The sequence below is a fragment of the Corynebacterium silvaticum genome (genome assembly GCF_002162115.2).
GTDB classification, from domain to species: domain Bacteria; phylum Actinomycetota; class Actinomycetes; order Mycobacteriales; family Mycobacteriaceae; genus Corynebacterium; species Corynebacterium silvaticum.
In genome coordinates, this window is record NZ_CP021417.2 from 2171686 (window position 1) to 2196253 (window position 24568).

At 56.3% G+C, this 24568-nt stretch carries 22 protein-coding genes and 3 pseudogenes; 8 read left to right on the forward strand and 17 right to left on the reverse strand.

The window, feature by feature from the left end:
• Positions 1-2148: a choline BCCT transporter BetT gene (gene betT / locus CBE74_RS22735; protein WP_087454549.1), complete on the reverse strand. Its 2148-nt coding sequence runs from the start codon at positions 2146-2148 to the stop codon at positions 1-3.
• Between the two features lie 205 nt (positions 2149-2353).
• Here betT and betA point away from each other — a divergent pair.
• Positions 2354-4110: pseudogene (gene betA / locus CBE74_RS22740) on the forward strand (choline dehydrogenase).
• Here the strand turns inward: betA and CBE74_RS22745 are convergent.
• The 12 genes and pseudogenes from CBE74_RS22745 to dacB form a co-directional block, all read right to left on the reverse strand.
• On the reverse strand, positions 4088-4756 hold the full coding sequence (locus tag CBE74_RS22745; RefSeq protein ID WP_087454550.1) for a pantoate--beta-alanine ligase: 669 nt from the start codon (positions 4754-4756) through the stop codon (positions 4088-4090). The pseudogene betA and the gene CBE74_RS22745 overlap by 23 nt on opposite strands.
• 7 nt (positions 4757-4763) lie before the next feature.
• Positions 4764-5152, reverse strand: a pseudogene (locus tag CBE74_RS22750) (hypothetical protein).
• Entirely contained in the window at positions 5149-5664 is a 516-nt protein-coding gene (locus tag CBE74_RS22755) for a DUF6779 domain-containing protein (RefSeq protein WP_087454939.1), read from the reverse strand. The pseudogene CBE74_RS22750 and the gene CBE74_RS22755 overlap by 4 nt, the downstream one beginning before the upstream one ends.
• Before the next feature lie 10 nt (positions 5665-5674).
• Complete coding sequence (locus tag CBE74_RS22760; RefSeq protein ID WP_087454551.1) at positions 5675-6121, reverse strand: DUF3180 domain-containing protein; 447 nt, start codon at positions 6119-6121, stop codon at positions 5675-5677.
• Positions 6118-6573, reverse strand: a complete 456-nt coding sequence (gene folK, locus CBE74_RS22765) for a 2-amino-4-hydroxy-6-hydroxymethyldihydropteridine diphosphokinase (protein WP_087454552.1) — start codon at positions 6571-6573, stop codon at positions 6118-6120. Before folK ends, CBE74_RS22760 begins: the two co-directional genes overlap by 4 nt.
• Before the next feature lies 1 nt (position 6574).
• A complete protein-coding gene (folB, locus tag CBE74_RS22770; RefSeq protein WP_087454553.1) occupies positions 6575-6916 on the reverse strand; it encodes a dihydroneopterin aldolase in 342 nt (113 codons plus the stop codon).
• Entirely contained in the window at positions 6903-7685 is a 783-nt protein-coding gene (gene folP, locus CBE74_RS22775) for a dihydropteroate synthase (protein ID WP_087454554.1), read from the reverse strand. The genes folB and folP overlap by 14 nt, the downstream gene beginning before the upstream one ends.
• Position 7686: 1 nt before the next feature.
• Positions 7687-8250 (reverse strand): GTP cyclohydrolase I FolE, encoded by a 564-nt coding sequence (folE, locus tag CBE74_RS22780; protein ID WP_087454940.1) that lies wholly within the window; start codon positions 8248-8250, stop codon positions 7687-7689.
• On the reverse strand, positions 8243-10249 hold the full coding sequence (gene ftsH, locus CBE74_RS22785) for an ATP-dependent zinc metalloprotease FtsH (protein ID WP_180709360.1): 2007 nt from the start codon (positions 10247-10249) through the stop codon (positions 8243-8245). Before ftsH ends, folE begins: the two co-directional genes overlap by 8 nt.
• Positions 10246-10827: a hypoxanthine phosphoribosyltransferase gene (gene hpt / locus CBE74_RS22790; RefSeq protein WP_087454555.1), complete on the reverse strand. Its 582-nt coding sequence runs from the start codon at positions 10825-10827 to the stop codon at positions 10246-10248. The genes ftsH and hpt overlap by 4 nt, the downstream gene beginning before the upstream one ends.
• A 3-nt stretch (positions 10828-10830) precedes the next feature.
• Positions 10831-11673, reverse strand: a complete 843-nt coding sequence (tilS, locus tag CBE74_RS22795; protein ID WP_087454942.1) for a tRNA lysidine(34) synthetase TilS — start codon at positions 11671-11673, stop codon at positions 10831-10833.
• 30 nt (positions 11674-11703) lie between these two features.
• On the reverse strand, positions 11704-12888 hold the full coding sequence (dacB, locus tag CBE74_RS22800) for a D-alanyl-D-alanine carboxypeptidase/D-alanyl-D-alanine endopeptidase (RefSeq protein WP_087454556.1): 1185 nt from the start codon (positions 12886-12888) through the stop codon (positions 11704-11706).
• Between the two features lie 49 nt (positions 12889-12937).
• On the opposite strand from dacB, the gene CBE74_RS22805 reads away from it, so the two are divergent.
• On the forward strand, positions 12938-13414 hold the full coding sequence (locus CBE74_RS22805; RefSeq protein ID WP_013242650.1) for an inorganic diphosphatase: 477 nt from the start codon (positions 12938-12940) through the stop codon (positions 13412-13414).
• Position 13415: 1 nt separating this feature from the next.
• Positions 13416-13700 (forward strand): rhodanese-like domain-containing protein, encoded by a 285-nt coding sequence (locus CBE74_RS22810; protein ID WP_087454557.1) that lies wholly within the window; start codon positions 13416-13418, stop codon positions 13698-13700.
• A gap of 34 nt (positions 13701-13734) precedes the next feature.
• Here CBE74_RS22810 and CBE74_RS22815 read toward each other — a convergent pair whose 3' ends face one another.
• Positions 13735-15177: a cation:dicarboxylate symporter family transporter gene (locus tag CBE74_RS22815; RefSeq protein ID WP_087454558.1), complete on the reverse strand. Its 1443-nt coding sequence runs from the start codon at positions 15175-15177 to the stop codon at positions 13735-13737.
• 268 nt (positions 15178-15445) lie between these two features.
• Between CBE74_RS22815 and CBE74_RS22820 the strand changes: the two genes are divergently transcribed.
• From CBE74_RS22820 to CBE74_RS22840, 5 genes and pseudogenes are all read left to right on the forward strand, one after another.
• A complete protein-coding gene (locus CBE74_RS22820; protein ID WP_087454943.1) occupies positions 15446-16693 on the forward strand; it encodes a lipase family protein in 1248 nt (415 codons plus the stop codon).
• A 21-nt stretch (positions 16694-16714) separates the two neighbouring features.
• A complete protein-coding gene (locus CBE74_RS22825; RefSeq protein WP_087454560.1) occupies positions 16715-17155 on the forward strand; it encodes a MarR family winged helix-turn-helix transcriptional regulator in 441 nt (146 codons plus the stop codon).
• Positions 17156-20992 (forward strand): annotated as a pseudogene (locus CBE74_RS22830) (Pls/PosA family non-ribosomal peptide synthetase).
• A 434-nt stretch (positions 20993-21426) separates the two neighbouring features.
• Entirely contained in the window at positions 21427-21591 is a 165-nt protein-coding gene (locus CBE74_RS22835) for a hypothetical protein (protein WP_166741051.1), read from the forward strand.
• Positions 21592-21778: 187 nt separating this feature from the next.
• Positions 21779-21919: a hypothetical protein gene (locus CBE74_RS22840; RefSeq protein ID WP_166741050.1), complete on the forward strand. Its 141-nt coding sequence runs from the start codon at positions 21779-21781 to the stop codon at positions 21917-21919.
• A gap of 511 nt (positions 21920-22430) precedes the next feature.
• On the opposite strand, the gene ppk2 is transcribed toward CBE74_RS22840, so the two are convergent.
• The 3 genes from ppk2 to CBE74_RS22855 all read right to left on the reverse strand — a co-directional run bounded on the left by ppk2 (position 22431) and on the right by CBE74_RS22855 (position 23913).
• Positions 22431-23336 (reverse strand): polyphosphate kinase 2, encoded by a 906-nt coding sequence (gene ppk2, locus CBE74_RS22845; RefSeq protein ID WP_087454561.1) that lies wholly within the window; start codon positions 23334-23336, stop codon positions 22431-22433.
• A gap of 193 nt (positions 23337-23529) precedes the next feature.
• On the reverse strand, positions 23530-23712 hold the full coding sequence (locus CBE74_RS22850) for a hypothetical protein (RefSeq protein WP_013912376.1): 183 nt from the start codon (positions 23710-23712) through the stop codon (positions 23530-23532).
• Between the two features lie 51 nt (positions 23713-23763).
• Positions 23764-23913: a hypothetical protein gene (locus CBE74_RS22855; RefSeq protein ID WP_013912377.1), complete on the reverse strand. Its 150-nt coding sequence runs from the start codon at positions 23911-23913 to the stop codon at positions 23764-23766.
• Between the last annotated feature and the right edge of the window lie 655 nt (positions 23914-24568).

Sequence of the window (24568 nt, forward strand, 5' to 3'; positions counted from 1 at the left end):
TTAGTGGTCTTCGCGCCAGAAGCGTACCGGCTGAGCGCCGTCGCTGAGATCAGAGCTGCCTGGCAAGTCTTTTTGCATGTGGAGGAAATCCAGGTGACGCTCGTAGAGATCGAGCACATTATCAATGAGTTGTTCACCTGTGTACCCAAAAACGTCATATCCAAGAGAGCCTGTGAGGTCGAAAACCTCAATGCGGTAGTAGTGTTCTTTTCCTGGGTTCTTGGTAAAAGATGGCACGGGATTAGACACCGCAAATAGCTGGTAGCGGAAGTTTTGCTCGTCGCCCAGATCAACTGTGAGATCGAGGCTTCCCACCGGTGATTCCGGCACGTCGGTAGCAACAAGCGAGGCATCAAGGCCACGATCGCACAGCTCCTGAGCCACCTGCTTGAGCGCGGGAGTGGCCATCTCCTCCAGGAACCGTTGCGTCTTTGCAGTGCTAGGCCAGGTGTTAGCGCGGCTCAGCCTACGACGCCACGTGCTGCCGTCCGAGCTGCGGCCAGACATCGCCCCGTGCATGGAGATTGTCCGTGCATCCACTTGGGCACGCTCCAACCTAAAGGACCGCACCAACCCCAGCATGATCAGATACATCACCACCGTGAACGGCAGTCTCATCACCACTGTCGCAGACTGCACGGTGCTCACGCCGTCGATTTGCAGCAACACCACGGTAAGCGCGCCCACTAGTACCGCCCAGAAGATGCGCGACCACACTGGCCCGTCCTGGCTTGAATGCGTTGTGGTGGAGGTGAAGTTACTCATCACCAATGCACCCGAGTCCGCGGAGGTGATATACAGCAGCAGACCGATCAAGGTGGCCAGGGCGATAATCGCGGTCGCCCCAGGATACGTGGCCAGCAGGTCATAGAATCCGCGCTGAGGTTCCTCGGCTGCGGCATGGCCAAACTCGTCATTACCACCCCGGACAATATCGAGCGCGGAATTACCAAAGAAGCTCATCCACAGCAGGATGAAGAGGAAGGGCACGCTCAACGTTCCAAAAACAAACTGACGCAAGGTGCGGCCCCGAGAGATGCGGGCAAGGAACAAACCAACAAAAGGTGCCCAGGCCACCCACCACGCCCAGAAGAACAGCGTCCAAGCCCCGAGCCAGGCTTTTGTATGCTCGGGATCATCCGTGAAGGCATAGGTGTCCATCGTCATCCCGGGCAGCGAAGCCACGTAGTCGCCGATGTTCATCACGAGCCCGTCGAGGAGGAAAGCCGTCTTTCCTGCCACCACAACGTACACCATCAGCGCAATGGCCAGAAGCACGTTGATCTCACTGAGCATTTTGATGCCCTTATCCACACCAGATACCGCAGACAACGTCGCGATAGCCACGGAGACAACCACCAGGATGATCTGCCACGTCGCGCCCTCTTCCACCCCAAAGAGCACTTTGATGCCGTAGTTCAGCTGCACCACGCCAATACCCAACGACGCCGCAATACCGAACACGGTTCCCAGCATGGCTGACACGTCGACGGAGTCCCCGATCGGGCCGTGGATACGCTTGCCGACGAGCGGATACAGCGCCGAGCGAATAGCAAGCGGCATGTTCAATCGGTACGCGTAATAGCCAAATGCCATTCCCATGAGCGAGTACATGGCCCACCCGGTAAAGCCGTAGTGGAAGAGCGCCCAGACGACTGCTTCCTTCGCAGCCTCACGACTTTCCCCGCTCCCCACGGGCGGCCCGTAGTACTGGGCCACCGGTTCCGCCACAGAGAAGAACATGAGGTCCACGCCGATGCCGGCGGCAAAGAGCATCGCCGACCATGAGAACAATTTGAACTGAGGGCGGGAGTGATCCGGGCCTAGTCGGATCTTCCCGGCACCCGAGAAGGCCACCCCCAAAATAAACACGATCACTACTGTGGCGGTCAGGATATAGAACCATCCAAAATTGGTGGCGATCCACGTGGTAATGCTCCCAAGTGCCTTTTCCGCGGATTCTCGTCCAATAAATGCCCACAGCGTCACGGCGAGGATGCCCGCCGCCGAGGCGAGAAAGACGGGCCAATTAGTCCGGGCGGGAGGCACCCCGCTCGTTCCTACGTTGTAAGAACCAACAAGGACTTTACCCCCATTTACGGGTGGAGAGTCGTTTCCGCTCTCATCCCCCAATGCTGTGTTCGGCATTACTGGATAACTCCTCAATAATTTCTTCCGATCGACAGGAACCACACCGCATGACCTGCCACTATCCGATAGTTTCCCCACCCGAAATATTGCGTTGAACTGCACATTCTCCGAAGGGGGAACCTGACCCGAGAATACACAGACCCGTGGCCGGGACATCGGGACGCTGGCACACTGGACGGAAACGATTCAGAAAGGACATCACTTGTTTTCTTATGACTCTTATGACACGGTTGGAGAAACAGTTGAGGATCGACACCGCGATGTGGTGATCGTGGGTGGCGGCTCCGCAGGCTCTGTCTTGGCTAACCGCCTCAGCGAAGATGGTTCCTCGGTCATGGTGTTAGAAGCCGGGCGCTCCGACTCCCTCTGGGATCTTTTCATTCACATGCCCGCGGCATTCTCGTTCCCGATTGGCAACAAGTACTACGACTGGGCCTACGAATCCGAGCCAGAGCCGGAAATGAACGGGCGCCGCATCTACCACGCACGCGGCAAAGTGCTCGGCGGCTCCAGTTCCGTCAACGGCATGATCTTCCAACGCGGAAATCCCATGGACTATGAGAAATGGGGAAAGCTGCCCGGCATGCAGAACTGGGACTACGCCCACGTGCTGCCCTACTTCAACAAGATGGAAACCGCACTGGCAGCCGACCCCGACGACCCTCGTCGCGGCCATGATGGGCCTCTCAAGCTCACCCGTGGTCCCGCCACGAATCCGCTCTTCCAAGCGTTTTTCCGCTCCGTGCAGGAAGCTGGATACAAGCTAACTAACGACGTCAACGGATACCGCCAAGAGGGCTTTGCCCCCTTTGACCGCAACATCTTCAAGGGCAAGCGTCTCTCTGCAGCCCGCGCGTATCTCCACCCAGTCAAATCCCGCAAGAACCTTGACGTGCGCACCCGCGCATTCACCACCCGCATCCTTTTCACCGGCGACAAAGCCACCGGTGTGGAATACGAGTGGAAGGGGAAGACTCGTCGAGTCCACGCGGACAAGGTGATTCTCTGTGGTGGCGCATTCAATACTCCGCAGCTGCTGCAGGTGAGCGGAATCGGCGACCGCGAGGTCCTGGAAAAGGCTGGCGTGGAAGTCCGTAAGCACCTTCCCGGAGTCGGTGCCAACCTCCAGGACCACCTTGAGGTCTATGTGCAGTACAACTGCACCCAACCGGTGAGCTCGCAGCCCTATTACAAGATGATCAATCGTCCCAAGATTGGTCTACAGTGGTTGCTCACCAAGAAGGGGCCCGTGGCGTCCTCCCACTTTGAGGCAGGCGGATTTGCTCGTTCCAACGACAACGAGGACTACCCCAACCTCATGTTCCACTTCCTGCCGATGGCGATCCGCTACGACGGCTCCCAGCCAGAGGGCGAGCACGGCTTCCAATTCCACGTCGGTCCGATGTATTCCGATACCCTCGGCCACGTTCACATCACCTCGCCAGATCCCAAGAAAAGCCAGAAATTATCTTCAATTACCTGGCTACCGACCAAGATCGACGCGAGTGGGTTGAAGCCGTCCGAACCTCCCGCAAGCTGCTGGACACCCCTGCGATGAAGGAGTTCACAGACGGAGAAATCTCCCCCGGCCCGCAGGTGCAGACCGACGAGGAGATTCTGGAATGGGTGCGTAACGACGCAGAAACAGCCCTGCACCCATCATGTACTGCAAAAATGGGTTCTGCTGACGACGAATACGCGGTGGTAGACCCCGACACGATGCAGGTTCACGGCGTTGAAGGACTCTACGTTTGCGATGCTTCCGTCATGCCGATTATCACTAACGGAAATATCTACGCCCCCGTGGTCATGATGGCAGAAAAAGCCGCTGACCTGATCAAGGGTGTGGAACCGCTGGCCCTCATCAACGAGCCTTTCTACCAGGCTAAGAAGGACATGCCGCTCTACGTCGAGGAACCCCGCGACCACACCACTGTTATTCCTGGTTCAGATCACTAGCACTATCGATCAATTGAACTCCGCCGAAGGTAGCCGCCACATACACGCGGTTATCTTCACAGCGGACGTAGTCCGGTTCTACCCCAGCTGCAACAAGTACTTGTTTCGCAGCGTCAACGCCTCTCAGCGCCCCCGCGGTGACAGCAGCAGAAAGCGCCAATGCTTTCTCTCGATCCTCCGCGGGGATCAGGGCATTATGGGAGGAAATGGCTATTCCGTCTGGCATCCGCACCGTGGGCACCGAATGCACCTTTACCGGTATATGTAGGTCGGTAATCGCACGCTGCGTATGCAGCAAGAATGCATAATCGTCCTCGCCGTAGATGACGTCCGTAGGACCGACCAGATTCAGCAGTGCTATCCGACGCGTCAGCCGAGGGGAGGCGTCGATAAGCGTGCGTTCTGGCTCGCTGTGATCAATATAGACGGCATCGACTCGCTCCTCGGCAAAAACCGGCTGGTTCTCACGCGCTGCCACAACAACCACGGCCCCCGGGAATCGCTTTGCCGTGCGGATCAACGCCACGTGTCCCGCGTGCACCTGTGTGCCAATAGAGACCAGCACAACGGGCTTGCCTTGCTTTCTAAAAGCACGACTTACCATCGCAATATCGTCAAAAACCTGCGCCTGGCCAAAGTGAAACATAATTCCCTTACAACAATTCCTCAGTAATATCGCCCAGCATGGGCTGAAGCAGTGCACGCGCCGAATCACGCATCTGTTCTAGCTGCTGTATCTGTACTAGCCCAGCGAGTAGCTCTGGCCACTTATCTTGCGATACATGAATAGCATATGCCCCGATCTCCGCGAGCAAAAGCTCAGCGATGGTCGCAGCGACGTCGTTTGTGGCGCTCACAGCATAAATATCCGGTTTTAATTCTTTAAGGACAAAGGACATACCGGATAAGCGCCCCACGAGGCCATCCCAAGCGGGCTCATCAAATGCTAGAGTTCCGCGTGCTTAAACGCACGGCGGTGCCCCACTGCGACCAGCCGAGTAACAAGCTCGTTGTTCCCACTGATCGAAAGAACCGGCCTCACCGGTTGCGCTTTAACAAGTCAGCGACGGAGACCGAATCTGAGCGCTCTTCACGTCGACGCCGGCCATGCGGTTCAGGCTCGGTGGGAACCCAATCCACCTTGGCAAAACTATTGGTCTCAGCAGCGACAGCGTTCCTAAACGCTGCCGCACGCAGCTCTTCGGCTTTTTCCTGATCGCTAGCCTGCTCGATTTCGGGGATCCGGGTGGCCTGTGCCTGGATCATCGTCGGCTCAACGAATACCTGTCCCGTGAGGGTTTCCAGTTGAGTCCGTACTTGCGCCACTTGCTCCCTAATCTGTGCCAAGGTTTCCTGCTCTTCCACCCGCTGCTCCAGGGCTTCTGCCTGTGCCCGGTAGCGGCCCACCAGAAAGAATCCGAGCACGGCTGCCCAGAGCGCCGCAAGCAACGCCAGCTTGAGTACTCCCTCGTTACCAGTGAACAGCATGATTATGCTTGCCACCAAAGACAGCACGACAAGCGCAATGAGTAACTTCTGCCCGTTGTCCTTCATGCCATCCAAACTACCGCACTGCATCCACGGGCGGCACCGTACACGATTTTTCTAACCAATATCCTGCCGCAGACATCGCCACCCCGCCGAGCGCAGAGGCAATCACGATGGGCAGATCTTGCGCAGAAATATGCGATGTGAGCACAAAGATTCCCAGGCCCACATAGCCCCCGCCAAAAATAGCCCCTGTCCATGCAGAGGCTTTGCCTATCACAAGGAACTGCGCAGCTGTCACCGGGTTCAATTGTGAGCGATCTTGTCCGATCTGGTCATCTTTAATGCGTGCCCGCACCCGAACGGCTAAGAGCACGCACAACACCGCCATCCCCCACAGGCATATCGCCACCCCCAAAGGGACCGAGGGCATCACGCCATAAAATCGCATCACCAAAATAAAGGACGCAAGAGCGCAGAAGAGGAAAACCCCTAGCAGCCCAAGGATGGAGGTTTGTTTCATAGAGTCCCCACAATCGGGAAGGTTCCGGTGATCAGCTCCGATAACGGATGCCCGTTCAGGGTTGCGTGAGGGTCCGCCTCAAGCCACGGGACCAGGACGAAATTGCGCTCGTGCGCATAGGGGTGCGGCAGTGTTAGCTCGGGATCATCCGAGGTCACGCCCTCAATGCACACAATATCTACGTCGAGGGTGCGGGGGCCCCAATGCCGAATCCGCTTGCGCTCCGCGGCTTGTTCTAAAGCCTGACCGCGTTTGAGCAGTTCCATCGGTGTCTCATCCACATCCACGATGAGCACAGCGTTAAGGAACTCATCCTGGTCTTCTACGCCCCACGGCGGGGTGGCATAAATACTCGATGAGGCAACGAGATCAGGTAGGAACTCCTCGTACGCCGACCTTAAGAGGGCATAGCGATCGTCCATGTTAGACCCGATGGATAGAACTGCTCTCATGTTATCTCCTTGCCACCACGGCTACGTCGGCAAATTCGAGAGGGATGGGCGCATGCGGTTTATGCACCGTTACTTCAATGCTCGAAAGCGGGAAAGTCTTCATTGCGGTATCGGCGATTTCCGATGCGACTGTCTCAATCAGGTCGCGTGGCTCGCCGGTAAGAATTCCATACGCCAGCTGCGCCAGCTCGCCATAATGCACCGTCTGGGTCAGATCATCCTGGGTGGGAAAGGTGAGCCAACAGGTGATGTCGACGAGGAACTCCTGCCCCTCGCGTTTCTCGTGTTCAAAGACGCCGTGATAGGCGTAGCCCTTGAGGCCTTTAAGTTCAATGCGATCCATGCTTCCTCCATTTCGCCGCAACGTCCACAGCGGCACGGGATAGCGCCACGTTGTGCACCCGGACACACCACACGCCCTGATGGGCCGCGATTGCTGTGACTGCGGCGGTCGCCGCGTCCACGTCTGAGCCTAGGCTAGCTAAAAAGCGCTTTCTCGACGCCCCCACGAGCACCGGATACTCGCTCATAAATTCTGGAAGAGCGTTCAATAAAGCCCAGTTGTCCTCTGCGGTTTTAGCAAACCCGAGTCCTGGGTCGAGGACAATAGCTTTCTCGTCGATACCCGCGGCAAGGGCATTATCCACGAGTTTGTCCAGGCCCTCATGAACATCGCGCACCACATCGGTGTGGTGCGCGCCTGCGGCATCCCCAAAGGTCGCCGTTTTCCAATGCATTAGGCACACGGGAAGCTGTGTATCGGCCATCACCGAGTACATGTTCTTGTCTGCGAGGCCGCCGGAGACGTCGTTAAGCACATCTACCCCGGCTGCTGCGGCGGCGGCCGCGACCGAGGCGCGCATGGTGTCCACTGACGTCTTGATACCCTCAGCATGCAGGGCTTTAATCACGGGGACGACGTGGGCGAGCTCAACCTGCTTGCTCACGCGAGTGGCGCCTGGGCGAGTGGACTCTCCGCCCACGTCGATGATGTCCGCTCCTTCTGCCACGAGTTGCTTGGCGTGCGCCACCGCGGAATCGAGATCGAGGTATTTTCCGCCGTCAGAAAAGGAATCGGTGGTCACGTTGACGATTCCCATTACTTGCGTCATGTCAGCTCCGAATAAGGCTCAAAACCTCCGCACGGGAGGCCGCGTTGGTTTGGAAACCGCCTCGAACCGCAGACGTGGTGGTGGTGGCTCCTGGCTTACGTATGCCGCGCATTGCCATGCACAGGTGCTCACATTCGATCACCACAATCACGGCCTGAGCTTCCAGCTTTTCTACCAGGGCATCGGCTACCTGGGAGGTTAACCGCTCCTGCACCTGGGGACGCTTGGCATACAGATCCACCAAACGCGCCAGCTTGGACAAGCCCGTCACTTTCCCGGACTGCCCCGGAATGTATCCGATGTGCGCCGTGCCAAAAAACGGCACCAGGTGATGCTCGCACGTTGAGTAGATCGGAATGTCTCGAACCAGTACTAGCTCACGGTGCTCCTCGCTGAAGGTCTTGTTCAAGACCTCCGTGGGGTCCGTGTGCAGGCCAGCAAAGACCTCTGCATATGCCTTTGCCACGCGCGCCGGCGTTTCCTTGAGTCCTTCACGATCCGGGTCCTCGCCCACCGCAATGAGGAGTTCCCGGACTGCTGTTTCCGCGCGATCGCGATCAAACACGATCTGCCCTTTCGCTTTGACGACGCGCACGCTCTGCCTTGGAGGCGTCGAGAAGCGTGAACGGCTTCGGGGGTTCTTCGCCGCGCTCGATGGCCAACTCTGTGGGGGTCTTTACTGGCTCGCTGCCGGCTTGGCGTGGGAAACGGGCGTCTTCATCCGGGAAGACATCCCCCACCTCACGCGGAACGATGCCGTTGAAGAGCTCCTCCAGCTCGGGGCGACGCAGGGTCTCCTTCTCCAAGAGCTTTTCTGCCAAACGATCCAGATAGTCGCGGTACTCGGCGAGGATCATATACGCCTCGGTATGCGCGCGATCGAGCAGATACTGCATCTCGCGGTCAATCTGCGCCGCGACCTCTGGCGAGTACTCCAGCACTCCACCACTGCCGCCACGGGCAAAGGGATCGCCTTGCTCTTCGCCGTATTTGACCATGCCGAGGGTCGGCGACATGCCGTACTCGGTGATCATAGCCTTGGCAATCTTGGTTGCCTGCTCAATATCGGCGGAGGCACCGGTGGTGGGCTCGCCAAACACCAGTTCCTCAGCTGCGCGTCCACCCATGGCAAAGACGAGGCGTGCGTACAGCTCATCGCGGTTGTACATGCCCTTGTCGTCTTCTTGCGCGGTCATGGCGTGCCCGCCGGTACGACCGCGCGCCAGGATGGTGACCTTGTAGACCCGCTCAATGTTTTTCAGCGCCCAGGCAGCCAGCGTGTGGCCACCCTCGTGATACGCGGTGACCTTCTTTTCCTTCTCAGAAATCACCTTGGAACGGCGCGGTCCGCCGACTACTCGGTCTGTGGCTTCTTCCAGCGCATCAGCGGTGATCACGGTCTTGCCAATGCGCGCTGTGAGCAACGCGGCCTCGTTGAGCACGTTGGCTAGGTCTGCGCCGGACATGCCGGCAGTACGACGAGCCAGCGACTCTATGTCTGCATCTGGGGCAAAGGGCTTGCCTTTGGCATGGACGCGGAGAATTTGTTCGCGCCCCTTGAGGTCGGGGTTGCTCACCGGGATCTGGCGGTCAAACCGGCCAGGGCGCAGCAACGCTGGATCCAGAATGTCTGGTCGGTTCGTGGCAGCCATGATGATCACGCCTTCACGGTCGCCAAAGCCGTCCATTTCCACCAGCATCTGGTTAAGGGTCTGCTCGCGCTCGTCGTGTCCGCCGCCCATGCCGGAGCCACGCTGCCGGCCCACGGCGTCGATCTCGTCGATGAAGATGATGCAGGGGCTGTTCTCGCGGGCTTGTTTGAAGAGATCGCGCACGCGGGAAGCACCCACACCAACAAACATCTCTACGAAGTCAGAACCAGAGATTGAGTAGAACGGCACACCGGCTTCTCCAGCGACGGCCCTAGCCAAGAGGGTCTTACCCGTGCCGGGAGGTCCGTACAGCAGAACGCCACGTGGGATCTTTGCGCCCAGTTGTTCATACCTGGATGGGTCTTCAAGGAAGTCTTTGATTTCGTGGAGCTCGTCCACGGCCTCTTCTGCACCAGCCACGTCTGCAAACGTGTTGGTAGGCATGTCCTTGTTCAGTTCCTTAGCGCGAGAACCACCAAAGCCGAACCTGCTGTTCCCCTGCATCCGGGAGAACATCCACATGATGAGGCCAAAAACGATCAGCATCGGCAGGATGTATCCGAGCATGGAAACAAGGAAGTTCTCCTTGTTCACGTTCGTGGTGTACTTCTCTGCCTCGGACTTCTCTACCTTGCTAAAGATCTCCGGGGACGTGCGCGCGGGATACCTGGCCAGGATCTCCGAAACCTCACGACCCTCGTGGTCGAGGGCGTTCTTGAGCTTGATGCGGATGCGTTGTTCGCGATCGTCGATTTGGACTTCTTTGGCGTTTTTCTTGTCCAACTGGGCGATAGCAACCGACGTGTCTACTTGCTTATAGCCACGGGCGTCGTTGCCTAGCAAAGTAAAAACGTAGATGGCCATCAAGACGATGGCGGCAATCACCGAATACTGCAGGATTTTTTTGTTCACTTGTAAACCTTAGGGTGCAGCGAAGCGACAAACGGCAAGTCGCGGTACTTCTCTGCGAAGTCTAGACCGTAACCGATCACAAATTCATTGGGAATATCAAAACCGATGTCAAGGCAGTCTATATCCGTCTTCACTGCCTCAGGTTTACGCAGCAACGCAACGATTTCCAAGGACTTTGGCTTGCGCCCATTGAGGTTACGAATCAGCCACTTGAGAGTGAGGCCGGAGTCAATGATGTCCTCGATAATCACTACGTTGCAGCCCTGGATGTTGCGATCCAGGTCCTTCAGAATCCGCACCATGCCAGAAGACGTGGCGGAGTTGCCGTAGGAGCTCACCGCCATGAATTCCATCTGGCAGGGGATGTCGAGAGCCCGCGCAAAGTCGGTAAGGAAGAATACCGCGCCCTTGAGCACACAGATCAAGACGAGATCGTCCTCTTCGTCGCGGTACTTATCCGACACCAGCGCCGCCATCTCCTTGATGCGGGTCTGGAGCTCTTCTTCGCTCACGAGGACGGCCTCAACGTCATCTCCGTAGGAGTTGACGGGCACTTGATAATCCTTCTTGTCGTGCATCTGTCACCTTTCTTTCGACAAAAGTTTGCCATCTTTGCGGATTACTTCCAACCTGTTGCCAACCGCTACGCCGCCTTGGCCATGCCAATCGGTGACCAGGCGTTCTACTGCGTCGATGTTAGCGCCTGTGACAGGGGCACCGTTTTCCCGGAGGAAAGCGGCGAGGTAGCGACGTCGAAAAGCTGGATGCGCTACCCGTAACTCGTCCAGAGTTGCATCGCTGACCTGCAAGGCTTCATCGTCGTGCGCAATGTTCGTGGCTGCCCGCGCCAATGCTGGGACGGGGTCGCCGCCGATGATGTCAGAGAGCAGCGGGAGCACCTGTTGGCGGATAGCCACGCGCCGAAACTCCCGTTGGTCATTATGCGGATCGTGCCACGGCTCTAACCCCAATTCCGCACATGCACCCACGGTATCTGCGCGGCGCACCGTCAAGAAAGGCCGCCACACGGTTCCCTGAACCAGCATGCCAGCGGCCTTTCCCCGCAGCGCTCCCAGCAACAGCGTCTCAGCCTGATCGTCCGCGGTATGACCCACCACGACAGGTTTTCCAAATCCTCGCAGCGCCTCGTAGCGCGCCCGGCGCGCATTCGCCTCCAGGCTTCCGGTTTTCTCCACGTCTACCCGAACCACAGCTGCCTCAGCGCCCAGTGCCCGCACGGCCTCCGTGGCTCGTTTCGCCACGCGATCCGATCCCTGCTGCAAGCCATGATCCACGCACACGGCTAGCACCCGGTAGTTCTCGGCGACCAGCGCGGCGACCAGCGCTAGAGAATCCGGGCCGCCCGAAAGCCCTACCACCACGTCGCGGTCGGTTACCGCCCGGACCGCGACTCGGCAGGCCATGAAGCGTGGGCTTTTTCGTGGCCAGAACATCTACGCCTCACGCACCGCATTTGCAATAGCGTCGAGGGCTGCGCGGGCCTGTTTGATCTCGGAGCCATTAGAAATCATGGCAAAGCTATACACGTGCCCGCTCTTCGACGGCACAACCCCAGCCAGGGCAGAAACCCCGGTCAGCGTGCCGGTTTTGGCGCGAACCCACCCAGCGCCTGGTGTGTTGTTAAACCGGTTCTCCAGCGTTCCCGTTCCGCCGGCTACTGGTAGCGCCAATACTGAGGCAGCGGCCACCTGGTTCAGCAGCTTCGGGGTGATCTGGTTGCCCAAGCTCAGTCCAGAGTTGTCCACGACCGTTGAACCGCCCACGTCTACGCCGTTTTTCCGAAGCACGTCGAGGGTTGCCTCCACGGGGTGTTCTGCAGAGAGCTCCCTGCCAATGGCCTCAGCCATCACGTTGTCTGAGTCTTCCATCATCATGGAGATGCGTTTTTGCAGCGTCGGCGACTCAGTGTGAGCCACGACCTCGCCCTCTGCGGAATCTGTATAGCCGACGGTTCCCGCACCCAAGCGCTTGGCCAGGGCTTCTGCTACGTCAAAGGCCGGTCGATGGCTCCTAGGAACATCGCCCGAGGTTGCTCCCAGCCGTCCTCCATAGAGCATCACGGGTTCCAAGGGAGCTACGAATCCGGCGTCCACGTCGGCGGGGTCCCATCCGGGGAGGAGCTTGTCTTTCCACGCGGTGACGTCGACAAGCACGGTATCTACCCCCGTGCCGATCTGTGCCGCTAAGGAGTCCATCTGCTCGTGGGTCAGCCACACGTCCCCGGAGCCTTTGATTACTACCGTCCGGTCTTTCTTCCGCACCTCTGTGACTATGCGGTCCTCCGGGCCGAGCTCGTAGAGGGCGGCTGCCGCCGTGAGTAGTTTTGTCGCCGAGGCCGGAGTTAAGGCGGTCTCAGCGTTCTGGGAAAGGACAACTTCACCTGTGGTGATGTCTGTGATCATCGCCCCAAAGTTGCCTAAGCGTTTATCTTGCGCCATCGCGCTCAAGGTGGCCTTCAACCCAGTATTATCCACACCTCTAGGTTCCAGGGCGGTGATACCGCGTTCGGGTTTATCCACCTGTACCGGATCATGGACCAGCACATTAGCAACAGCGAACACCACCGTCGCTATGACTGCGGCCATTACTACCACTGTTGACATCCACCACTTCTTCATTGCCGCTATCCTAGTACGGTAGTATTCCGATTTTATTAAGGAGCATCGCATGACCATGGAAGTCACCATCGAGATCCCTAAGGGTTCCCGTAACAAGTACGAGGTCGATCATGAAACCGGCAAGGTTTACCTCGACCGCTACCTGTTCACCCCCATGGCGTATCCGCTGGACTACGGCTTCATCGACCACACCCTTGGCGAGGACGGCGATCCTTTGGATGCTCTAGTCATCCTTCCTGAGCCAGTCTTCCCCGGTGTGATCGTTAAGGCACGCCCGGTTGGCGTGTTCAAGATGACCGATGAGGCAGGCGGCGACGACAAGTTGCTCTGCGTCATCGACGACGTTCGCTGGGATCACATTCAGGACATCACCGACGTCTCTGAGTTCCTGCGCAACGAGATCGAGCACTTCTTTGTACACTACAAGGATCTTGAGCCAAACAAGGAAGTCACCGGCTCCGGCTGGGGCGACAAGGCTGAGGCAGAAAAGATCCATGCCGAAGCTATCGAGCGATTCAAGGCTTAACATGGAAGTATCTGTACGCGATATCCCACAAGGCGCCCAGCTTATCGACGTCCGCGAGGCTGACGAGTACGCCGAGGTTCATGCGCTAGGCGCGGTCAACATTCCGATGAGCGAATTCACCGTGCGCCTCAACGAGGTAGACACAGAACAAGACGTGTACGTGCTTTGCAAGTCCGGTGGACGTAGCTCTCGCGTGGTGGAATACCTCGCGGCCCGCGACATCAAAGCCATCAACGTTGCCGGAGGCACCGACGGCTGGGTGGACGCAGGACTGCCCACCGAATAACACCAAAGGCTAGGCCCTAGGGCCTAGCCTTTATTTATTTCTGGTAATGCGTGAGGTCTACCTGCGGGGTAGGTTGTAGCGTCGCATGCGCTGGGTTAGTCACCGTGGGGTTGCTCAAGTGCACGTCGCTATCGTCGGCGGATTCCACATATGGGATCTTGCCGTTGAGCACGTCGTGCGCACGTTGTACGTCGAGAGTGCTAGTCCAGCGTCCCACCAGAATCGTGGCCACAGCGTTGCCACTGAAGTTGGTCAGAGCGCGGGCCTCGGACATGAAGCGATCGATGCCTACGATGACGCCGACGCCGTCGAGAAGCTCCGGGCGATGCGAGTGCAACCCTGCGGCGAGCGTGGCGATACCAGCGCCGGACACTCCGGCTGCTCCTTTAGACGCAATAATCATGAAGACCAAGAGGCCGATCTGTTCCCCAAGAGTCAGCGGCTTGTTCATTGCATCCGAGATAAAGATGGCGGACATGGTGAGATAAATAGCCGTGCCGTCGAGGTTAAAGGAATAGCCGGTGGGGACCACGATTCCTACCGTGGATTTGTCCACACCCACGTGCTCCATCTTGCGCATCAGGTTTGGCAGCGCAGACTCCGACGATGATGTGGCCACGATGAGCAGTAATTCTCGGCCCAGATACTTCAAGAGCTTCCATATGTTGAACCCGGCGCCGATGCGCAGGATGGCCCCCAGCACCACAAAGATGAACAGCAGGCATGTGATGTAGAAAGCTAGCATCAAGATCGCGAGCTGTTTGACGGCTTCGAACCCTGTTGCACCCACCACGCCGGCGATAGCGCCGAATGCGCCGATCGGCGCCACCCACAGAATCATGGTAAGCATCTTGAACACCAGTTTTTGCAGGTGGGCGATGCCGCGCAAGATGGGCTCACCAGCTTTACCCATTCCCTGGACAGCAAAGCCTGCAAGCAAGGCAACAAAGAGCGTTTGCAGCACAGACCCTGAGGTCAAAGAAGAAAAGGCTGTTTCCGGGATGATCGACTGGATAAAGCCAACCAGTCCTGTTCCGTGTTCGGCTTTATCGGCAAAGGCGGCACCTTCGCCCGCGGTAGCTTCAATATCCAAACCGCTACCAGGCTCAATGAGGTTGCCCACCAGCAGTCCTACGGCAAGAGCAAACGTGGACATGATGATGAAGTACGTCAAGGCCAATCCGCCTGCTTTGCCCACTGAGGCAGCGGCGCGCACAGAGCCGATGCCCAACACGATTGTGCAGAAAATCACCGGCGAGATCATCATCTTGATCAAGAACACAAACATCGTGCCAATAACTTTGAAGCTCTTGGCAATATCTGGGGCGATAAGGCCAAAAGCGATACCTGCGACAACCGCAATAATCACTGCGATATAGAGCCAGTGCGTCCTGTCCTTGGGCGTCTTCGATTCAGCAATTTGTGGCTCCCTCGCTGGCAGGAGGGGGCTGCTTTCCCCTAAATGTGGTTCAGCCACGATGACCTCGATTCGATTATGCGACAGTAACGGAAATACGCACTTCTACGAATTAAGCAACGTTGCCTATCGATGCGATTCGTCTCACGTATCCCTATAGGCTAGAACATACGCCCGACAACCGCGATAGAAGAACATTGCTTTTCACTCAAACAATCCGATACCCCCACATTTGCCGCGTGTCTCTCCAAAGCGAGCCTTTGCTAGCGCCTAGGATTCAAAGATCCATTACTTTTACTAGCAAAACTATCTAGAAGTGGTCGTGTCTATGCTCTTTTCCTCTCGCTTTCAGGGCGCATTTCGCAAAACCCTAGTAACAATCGTTATGGCAACCCTCTGTACAGGTTTTACTCCAGCCACCGCACAGGTCATTCCTTACACCGATCCAGACGGTTTTTACGCGTCCATCCCACCGGCGGAGAACACCGCACCGGGCACCGTCTTAAGCCAACGCGACGTCTCCCCGCCGGTCTTGGACATGTTGGTACGGATGAAGCGCATCGCCTACACGTCCACTCACCCCAATGGCTTTTCCACCCCCGTAACCGGAGCCGTGCTCACGCCTACTGCGCCATGGCATGGCCCCGGCCCCCGTCCGGTGGCACTCCTAGCACCGGGGACTCAAGGAGCTGGGGACTCCTGTGCCCCTTCCAAGCTGCTCACCATGGGCGGGGAATATGAGATGTTTTCCGCCGCTGCACTGTTGAGCCGCGGCTGGACCGTGGCCTTAACCGACTATCAGGGGCTGGGCACCCCGGGCAACCACTCCTATATGAATAGGAAAGCCCAAGGCGCTGCGCTGCTGGATTTGGGGCGAGCCATCACCGCCCTGGGATTGCCGGATGTCCATAGCCACACCCCCCTTATTCCATGGGGCTACTCCCAAGGCGGCGGGGCATCAGCAGCCGCAGCCGAAATGCATCGTTCCTACGCCCCTGACGTGAACGTCGCTTTAGCCTATGCCGGCGGAGTTCCCGCCAACCTCCTCTCCGTCTCTAGCTCTTTGGAGGGCACCGCCCTTACCGGGGCGCTGGGGTATGTGATCACCGGAATGTACGAGATTTACCCCGAGGTGCGCGAGCCCATCAACAACCTGCTCAACGCACGAGGCCAGCTCTGGCTCGACCAGACAAGCCGCGATTGCCTCCCCGAGAGCATTCTTACTATGCCTCTTCCAGATACCAGCATCCTCACCGTATCTGGACAGCGCTTGACCAGCCTCATCTCCGACGAGGTCTTTCAGCGCGCCATTTCTGAACAACAAATCGGGCTCATAGCCCCCGACGTCCCCGTCTTTGTTGCACAGGGGCTTCACGACGGCATCATCCCGGCGGAACAAGCCCGCGACATGGTCAACGGCTGGCGCACCCGCGGCGCCGACGTGACATATTGGGAGGATCCAGCGCCCGCACTGGATAAGCTTTTAGGCCACGCGCACGTGTTGGGATCGTCGTTCCTCCCCGCAGTTGAGTGGGCCGAGCAACGTTTAGCCACGTTAGGGCAGCCAACTCCCTAAGAATGTGATAGACCTAACTATATGGTTGCCGATATTCCCGCTGCACTTCTCCAATCGCCATCCTTCCAACTAGAGCATCTGCGCCGCCGCACACGCGACTGCGTAGAGGAAGCACTGTCGCATGAAGGAATAACCCTGCGGGAATATTGGGTACTCACGTGCCTTGTTTCTGGCGATGTACCCACCCAAGCTACACTGTGCGATGCCCTTGGGATAGATGCCTCCGACATGGTTCGACTTATCGACTCCCTAGAGGCCAAATCCTGGACCACGAGAGAACGCGACCCCCAGGATCGTCGTCGCCAGATCGTCAAAGCCACTAAGGCTGGCAAATCCGCGCATCCACACCTCGCGGAAGTTGTCACCCAAGCAGAGGATGCCGCACTCGACGATTCGACGGCAAAACAACTCAGACACCTACGTAAACTAGCGGCAGCAATCATCACTGCAAACGAGGATTAGTTGATCTCTTCTGCTTACCTCCGCTCTAGCGAGGCCCCTTCTCCACGAACGCTTTACGACATCTTCACCCACACGGCAACCGCGTTCCCCGAGGCTGCAGCTATCGACGACGGCAGCATCATCACATATCGCGAGCTCCTGGAACGCGTTCAGGCAGGTGCCCACCAACTCCATGCTGCGGGAGTGAGGCCCGGAAGCCGCATTGGTGTCCGAATGGCATCAGGGCACAGCGACCTCTACATCGCCATTTTGTCCATCCTGGCAGCCGGCGCGGCCTATGTCCCTGTGGACGCCGATGACCCCGACGAACGCGCAGAACTTGTCTTTAGCGAGGCTGCCATCCAGGGCTTCTACGACGACAACGGCTTTCACCCCCACCAAGACAGCACCCCGGTTGCGCCAGCCGTCCCCGCATTAGAGGACACGGCATGGATCATCTTCACGTCTGGTTCTACCGGAAAACCAAAAGGCGTGGCAGTCTCCCACCGCAGCGCCGCCGCCTTTGTTGACGCAGAATCGCAGCTCTTCTTGCAGGATGCCCCCATCGGCCCCGACGGATCGGGTGCTGGCGGGGCTTTCTGTTGCATTCGATGCTTCCTGCGAAGAGATGTGGCTGGCATGGGCACACGGCGCCTGTTTGGTTCCGGCCCCGCGTTCTCTGGTGCGCTCCGGGATGGATCTTGGCCCGTGGCTCATTCGCCGAGACATCACCGTCGTTTCTACCGTGCCCACGTTGGCGGGGCTCTGGCCTACGGAGGCGCTCGACAACATCAGGCTTCTCCTCTTGGGAGGAGAAGCCTGTTCGGCGGAGCTCGTCGAGAAGCTATCGGCTCCGGAACGGGAAGTATGGAATACCAATACCTACGGCCCCACCGAGGCCACCGTGGTCGCTTGTGCGGCGCTGTTGCGGCCGAATCACCCGGTATCGATCGGATTTCCACTAGCTGGCTGGGACTTAGCCGTGGTGGATGAGCAGGGAGAACCGGTAGAAATCGGCGAGGTCGGCGAACTAATTATCGGAGGGGTGGGCCTGGCGTGGTATCTGGATCCCCAGAAGGACGCGGAAAAATACGCCCCGGAGCTAGGGTGGTCGCGCGCTTATCGTTCCGGCGATCACGTCAAGCTCACGGAAGACGGCCTACTTTTTGTTGGGCGTGTCGACGACCAGGTGAAGATCGGGGGACGCCGCATTGAACTCGGCGAAGTCGATGCACACCTAGCTGCCCTTCCCAACGTGCGCCAATCCACGGTGGTTGTACAAAAGACCGGCGCAGGAGACAGCGTTTTGGTCGGCTATCTTTCGCTCACCGATGAGTCCCTAGAATTCGATCACGACCAGGCCCGGACCATTCTCAGCAACTCAATGCCGGCGGCACTTGTCCCGCGACTCTGTGTACTTGCGGAGCTTCCCACCACGACCTCCGGAAAAGTAGATAAACGCGCACTGCCCTGGCCAATCCATACCGACGTCACAGCAGTGGACCTCAGCGACACCGAACAGTGGTTGGCCGAACTCTGGGTGGACGTGCTGGGAATGGATATTTCCGACGCTGACGCAGATTTTTCTCCCTGGGAGGAACCTCCCTGGCCGCCGCCACACTGATAGGACGCATCCGCGAACGGGTTCCCACCATCGCCGTACGCGACCTTTATGACCACCCACGCCTCGGCGCACTTGCCGAGCACGTAGAGAGCATCCACGTCGCTCCTTCTGCTCAAGAAGCCCCCGCGCAGCCAGTCTCCGCTCAAGCCCGCGTTATCCAGGGGTTCGTTCAATTAGTGGCAGTAACACTGAGCTCCCTGCAATGGGTAGCTGCCCTAGCACTCATCAACAACATAGCGGCCAGCGCCGGCATCAGCTGGGCACGACATACCCCATGGTTGATAGTCACTGCTCTCCTTATCTTTGTCACTCCCCTGGGCAGATTGGTGGTTGGCGGTTATGCCGCGCGACTTCTGACTAAGGGCATCGCGCCGGGATCCTATCCACGCGCCGGGCGAATATACCTACGAGTCTGGGCAGCAGAACGCATTGCTAACGCCTCCGGGTACCGATCTATTGCGGATGCCACCTGGATGAATTACTATGCGCGTGCGCTCGGCGCACGAGTAGGAGACGGCGTGAATCTGCACACAATCCCGCCGGTCACGGGGCTTCTTAACTTGGAAGATCACTGCTCAGTGGAGCCGGAAGTAGATTTATCAGGCTATTGGGTAGATGCCCGACATATTCATATAGGCACAATCCATGTGGGGAAGAACGCCCGCATCGGTGCCCGCTCAGTACTCATGCCGGGGACAGTCATAGGCGATAACGCACATGTGGAAGCCGGCTCCACAGTCACCGGAAGCACACCTGTCAAAGCCAACGCCCGGTGGTCTGGGTCGCCGGCACAAAAAGTGGGGCGTTCCAAGCACCGCTTCCCGGATACGCCTCCACCTCGACGCCCCCAGTGGGTTCTTGGGTACGGCCTCTCCTCACTGTTCCTCGCGCTTCTCCCTTTGTGCGCAGTGGCTATGGGCGGCGCCAGTATGATCGCTTTTGTCCAGGCCATCGACATTCATCCTTTCCTGGGCATGCTAGCTGCCGCCCCCGCAGGGACTCTCATAGCTTTTGCTGCTTACGGCGTGTGTATTTGGGCGCTCATCCGACTACTGAGCCTGCGGCTCACCCCAGGTGTTGCTCCAGTGCGCTCTGCTACGGGTTGGCGGGTGTGGTTTATCCAACGCCTCATGGACGATGCTCGCACATATCTTTTCCCGCTCTATGCCGCACAGCTCACCCCTTTGTGGTTCCGCAGCCTCGGCGCAACGGTAGGCAAAGACGTAGAAATCTCCACCTCTGTGATGGTGCCAGCATTTGTCACTATTCGCGACGGCTCTTTCCTTGCCGACGACACCCTCGTCGGCGGCTACGAACTCGGCGGAGGTTGGATGCTCGCCGGGGCAACCAAGATCGGCAAGCGCTCTTTTGTGGGAAACTCTGGCATCGCTGGACCACAACGCAAACTGGCCAAAAATTCTCTCGTAGCGGTGCTCTCCTCCACCCCAAAGAAGTCCAAAGCCGGGTCTAATTGGTGGGGCTCGCCGCCAGAACGCATGCGCCGCGTCACCGTGACCACCGATGCGTCGGAAAGCAGCACCTATAGGCCACGTCTCCGGATGCGGATTCTCCGCGGTGCTATAGAAACCCTCCGATTGCTCGCCCCCATCACTAGCGGTGTTCTTGCCACCGCGGTGCTAGCCACTCTGCAGGTGTTGCTGCTCAATCTAGGGCTTGGGGTGACGATCCTGCTCGGCGGCGTGGTTCTTATAGCCGCCGGTGCCCTTGCGCTACTGATCACGGTCACCATGAAGTGGCTGTGTGTTGGACGCCACCGCGCAGGAGACCACCCCTTGTGGAGTTGGTTTGTATGGCTCAACGAGCTGCAAGACACCTTTGTGGAGGTGGTCGCCGCCCCCTGGTTCTTTAACCACACGCTCGGCACTGGATCCCTCAATATCGGGTTACGCCTTCTTGGCGCGAAAATAGGCAAAGGCGCGTGGATTGAGACGTACTGGCTGCCTGAAACAGACCTCTGCCAGATCGGCACTGGGGCTACGGTCGGCCCTGGTGTGGTGGTACAGACCCACCTCTTCCAAGATCGCGTGATGAGCCTAGGCGACGTCACCATCGCACCGGGGGCGACCCTAGCGGCACATTCTGTCGCGCTTCCGGCTTCCAAGCTTGCCGACGCCACCACCATCGGCCCTGGCTCACTCGTCATGCGCGGTGACCAAGTTCCATCTCACACCCGTTGGCAGGGAAATCCAATTGAACCATGGAACCCCAGCTAAACCGGGTTTTGTTCACACGTCACCAAATTTTTTGCAACTTTGCGTAACGGTGCCAACGAGCCATCCGATACTCACCATGTAAGGCCTAAAGCGCCACATCCAGTGACGTTTCAAACGAGTTAGGGGTACCCATTTCCCTGCCTATACCTTCACCCAACAGGGCAAATGTAATAACCCTCATTATAATTGCCTTAAAAAGGGTGCAGAATTCCCCTCTTTCGGGTGGAAATTGCACCTTTTATTATTAGAGTGACTTTACTCCTTTATGGTTGCCACCCGCGATATTTTCAGCATACGATAGAGGTTTTTCCTAAACTTTTGCCAAAAAATTCCAGGAGCGGCCACCAGCACCAAAAAGATCGGTAAAGTTGCCTGTTGAACAGGGAAAAGTCCATGACTCTTCCTTGTAGCCCCTCGACTGAAAGGAATGCTTTATGTTCAGCGCCATCCATGAATTCCTGGCCAACGTCTTCGACCTCGACTTCCTCTCCTCCGAACCCGGGTACTACTTCTCAGACGCCTGGGGAGCTTTCAAGCAGATCTTCTCGGTAATGGAAGACTATTTCCTCGATTTCAAGGACACCCTCTCCTCCAAGTAGAGGTGAGCTAAATAAAGTGATAGGAAGCTATCACTTTATTTAATTTTAGAAGCCCCCCTCACCGCGCCTGCCCGCGAGACTTCGGCCTTAATAAAGGTTTCCTTTCCAGCCGATTCGGTAAGCACCCATTAGACAATGGGAAAGTTCACAGCTTTTCTGCAGAATCCTCAACCGAAAGGAACAACTCATGTTCACCGCTATTTACAACTTCTTCTCTGACATCCTCGATCTCGACTTCCTCTCCTCGCAGCCAAAGGACTACTTCCTCGGTGCTTGGGACTCCTTCGTAGACATCTTTGACGCAGTCAAGGACGGCATCTCTTCCTAATAGGAATAGACAATATTAAGAGGATGTGCCCTGCAGATTAATCTGCAGGGCACATCCTCTTTTATACATATTCATCGCTATACAGCCGCCATCGCAATCCTTCTACCCAATAAAAAATTCTTAAAAATGTGCATTTACTAAATTTTTATCAGTATAATGATCAGATAAGTCACTAAAGCCAGAGCTTTCCCAGGCTTCCCAACAAAAAGGAATATCTATGCCTAATGTCATCTACGATTTTTTCTTCAACATATTAAATTTCGAAGCTCTTTCCTCTGCCCCAAAGGCTTACTTTCACAACGGATGGATAGCGATCAAAGGAATCTTTAACGCTTTTAGCCGCTTCCTCGCTTCATCATAGAGGTTCAGGCTAAAGTGTGACCTTGCATGCTAATGCGCAAGGTCACACTTTCTTTTAGAATTTTTATCGCTGTATATCTTCAACCGCAGCATCCCCTAGCCTTCCTCTTAATTTTCTAAATCGGGTTACGGATCTAAAAATTAAAATCCACTAATCCCCTATTCGGTCCCTCCCTCGCATGACAATATTCGGGTCAGGAAGCCCCACAACGCTGTGGTCTTTGTTTGTATATTCAAACTTGCTCAAGATGTATCTCATCGCGTTGATGCGAGCACGTTTCTTATCATTTGAACGAATCGCAATCCAAGGGGATTCATCTGTATCCGTGTACCGGAACTGTTCTTCTTTAGCTCGCGTATAGTCATCCCATTTATCCAAAGAAGCAAGATCCATAGGAGAAAGCTTCCACTGCCGCACAGGATCAACCTGCCTAATCGCGAACCGTGTCCTCTGTTCTTTCTGAGTTACCGAGAACCAAAATTTTGTAAGCGCTATACCGGAACCCAAAATCATATTTTCTAGCATCGGCACTTCTCTAAGAAACTCCGCATGCTGCGATTCGGTACAAAAACCCATAACACGTTCTACGCCTGAGCGGTTGTACCATGAGCGATCAAAGAAAACGATTTCACCGGCACACGGGAAATGCTCAATATAACGTTGGAAGTACCATGAAGTGGATTCTCGTGGCGAGGGTTTTTCTAACGCTACTGTCCTCGCCCCGCGAGGGTTAAGGTGCTCATTAAAACGCTTAATAGTGCCACCCTTACCTGCGGCATCACGGCCTTCAAACAAGATAATATGGCGCTGCCCAGTATCCTTTGTCCAATTCTGCCACTTCAATAGCTCAATCTGCAGGGCACGCTTCGTATGCTCGTATTCTTCCCGCGACATACGTTCAGGGTAAGGATAAGATTCTTTCCATGTGTCCACTGGACTGCCATCCGGGGCCAAAAGAATGGGATCATCTTCATCAGAGTCATCAACTATATAGCCCTCGATTGCCGCAAGGTCTATGGTTGGCAGCTCTTTCTCTGATGCATTCATACTCATCATGATACCGCTCCTCCATCTCAGAAACCCGGCTATAGGGATAAATAATCATTCAGATTCTTGAATAATTAGCAGTTGAAACAACACACCATCAGCTTCAAGGAAACAAACAAGAACGACCAACACACATAAAAATCCCGCCAGTCAGACCTTTCCAGGCCAACCAACGGGATTTTTATTAGCGTAGAAGCTTTAATTAGCTCTGGCTAGAAGAAGAGAATGCACCGGAAAGCTGGCCGGTCCATACATCGAGTTTATCTGCGAATTGGCCATTAACAACAAACTTGCCAAGGTTCACAAGTGCATCATAGCCCTTGAAGAAATCACCGAGACGCTGCAGGCCGAGTACGAAATCGTTAGCCATTTGAACAATATCCATTATTAGCTCCTACCAGGATAAGAAGAATTTAGTACTTTAACGATCTGCTGTTTACTTGAAAACTTTGTCGATTGGGTTCAGGCGAGCCCACTCAAGAGCGGTCTCTACAACAGCCTTCACTGCCTTAGCGACATTTTCAAAGTCGAAGCCCTTGAAAGTTTTAAAAATATCCGAAGAGAGAGAAATCAATTCAGAAGACATATGTACTCCTAAAAGTAATCCCGGAGGGAATCCGGGGTGGAAAACTTTCCCACCGAGACTTGGCTGCAACACTAGCCTCTGATGGCTCATTATGAACGATAACACCGAAGTATGGGTGGCGCTAGCAAAGTCACAAACCCTTAGAAAGTTTTTAATCGCAGCTCAAGCGGCAATTTCGCTTATGTAACACTTCCATCAAACCAGCAAAGATAACGTTTGCCTAGGTGAAGATAGGGGAAGTCCTATAAGGCTATAGCCCAGACAATCCAAACCAGCCCCACATAGGAGTAAATCAAACCTAAGTAAACTTCTTCAAGAAATACCCCTATCTAGGGGCTTTTTCCATAAACTGCCTAGACACTGAACTGGCACTTGAGCGTTTTACATGCAAAACACCCATTCCCCCTCTGACTTTTGCGTACATTTTTCACCAATTGCCAGCAAGTATTGACTTTCAATCCCCCCCATGCTTTATGAAAAGCTAAAAGTGAATCAATCTAAAAGCCGCCCCGAATTCAAGCCCTGTTTTCCCACGCCTCTCGCCCCAGCACATAGTAATTTTGTAACTGCCGACGACACCTAGCCACACAATAAACTTGCAGCTTTGTTTTCCACTAACCCGTTCTCCATTGCCGCAATCGAAGCATCGGAAATT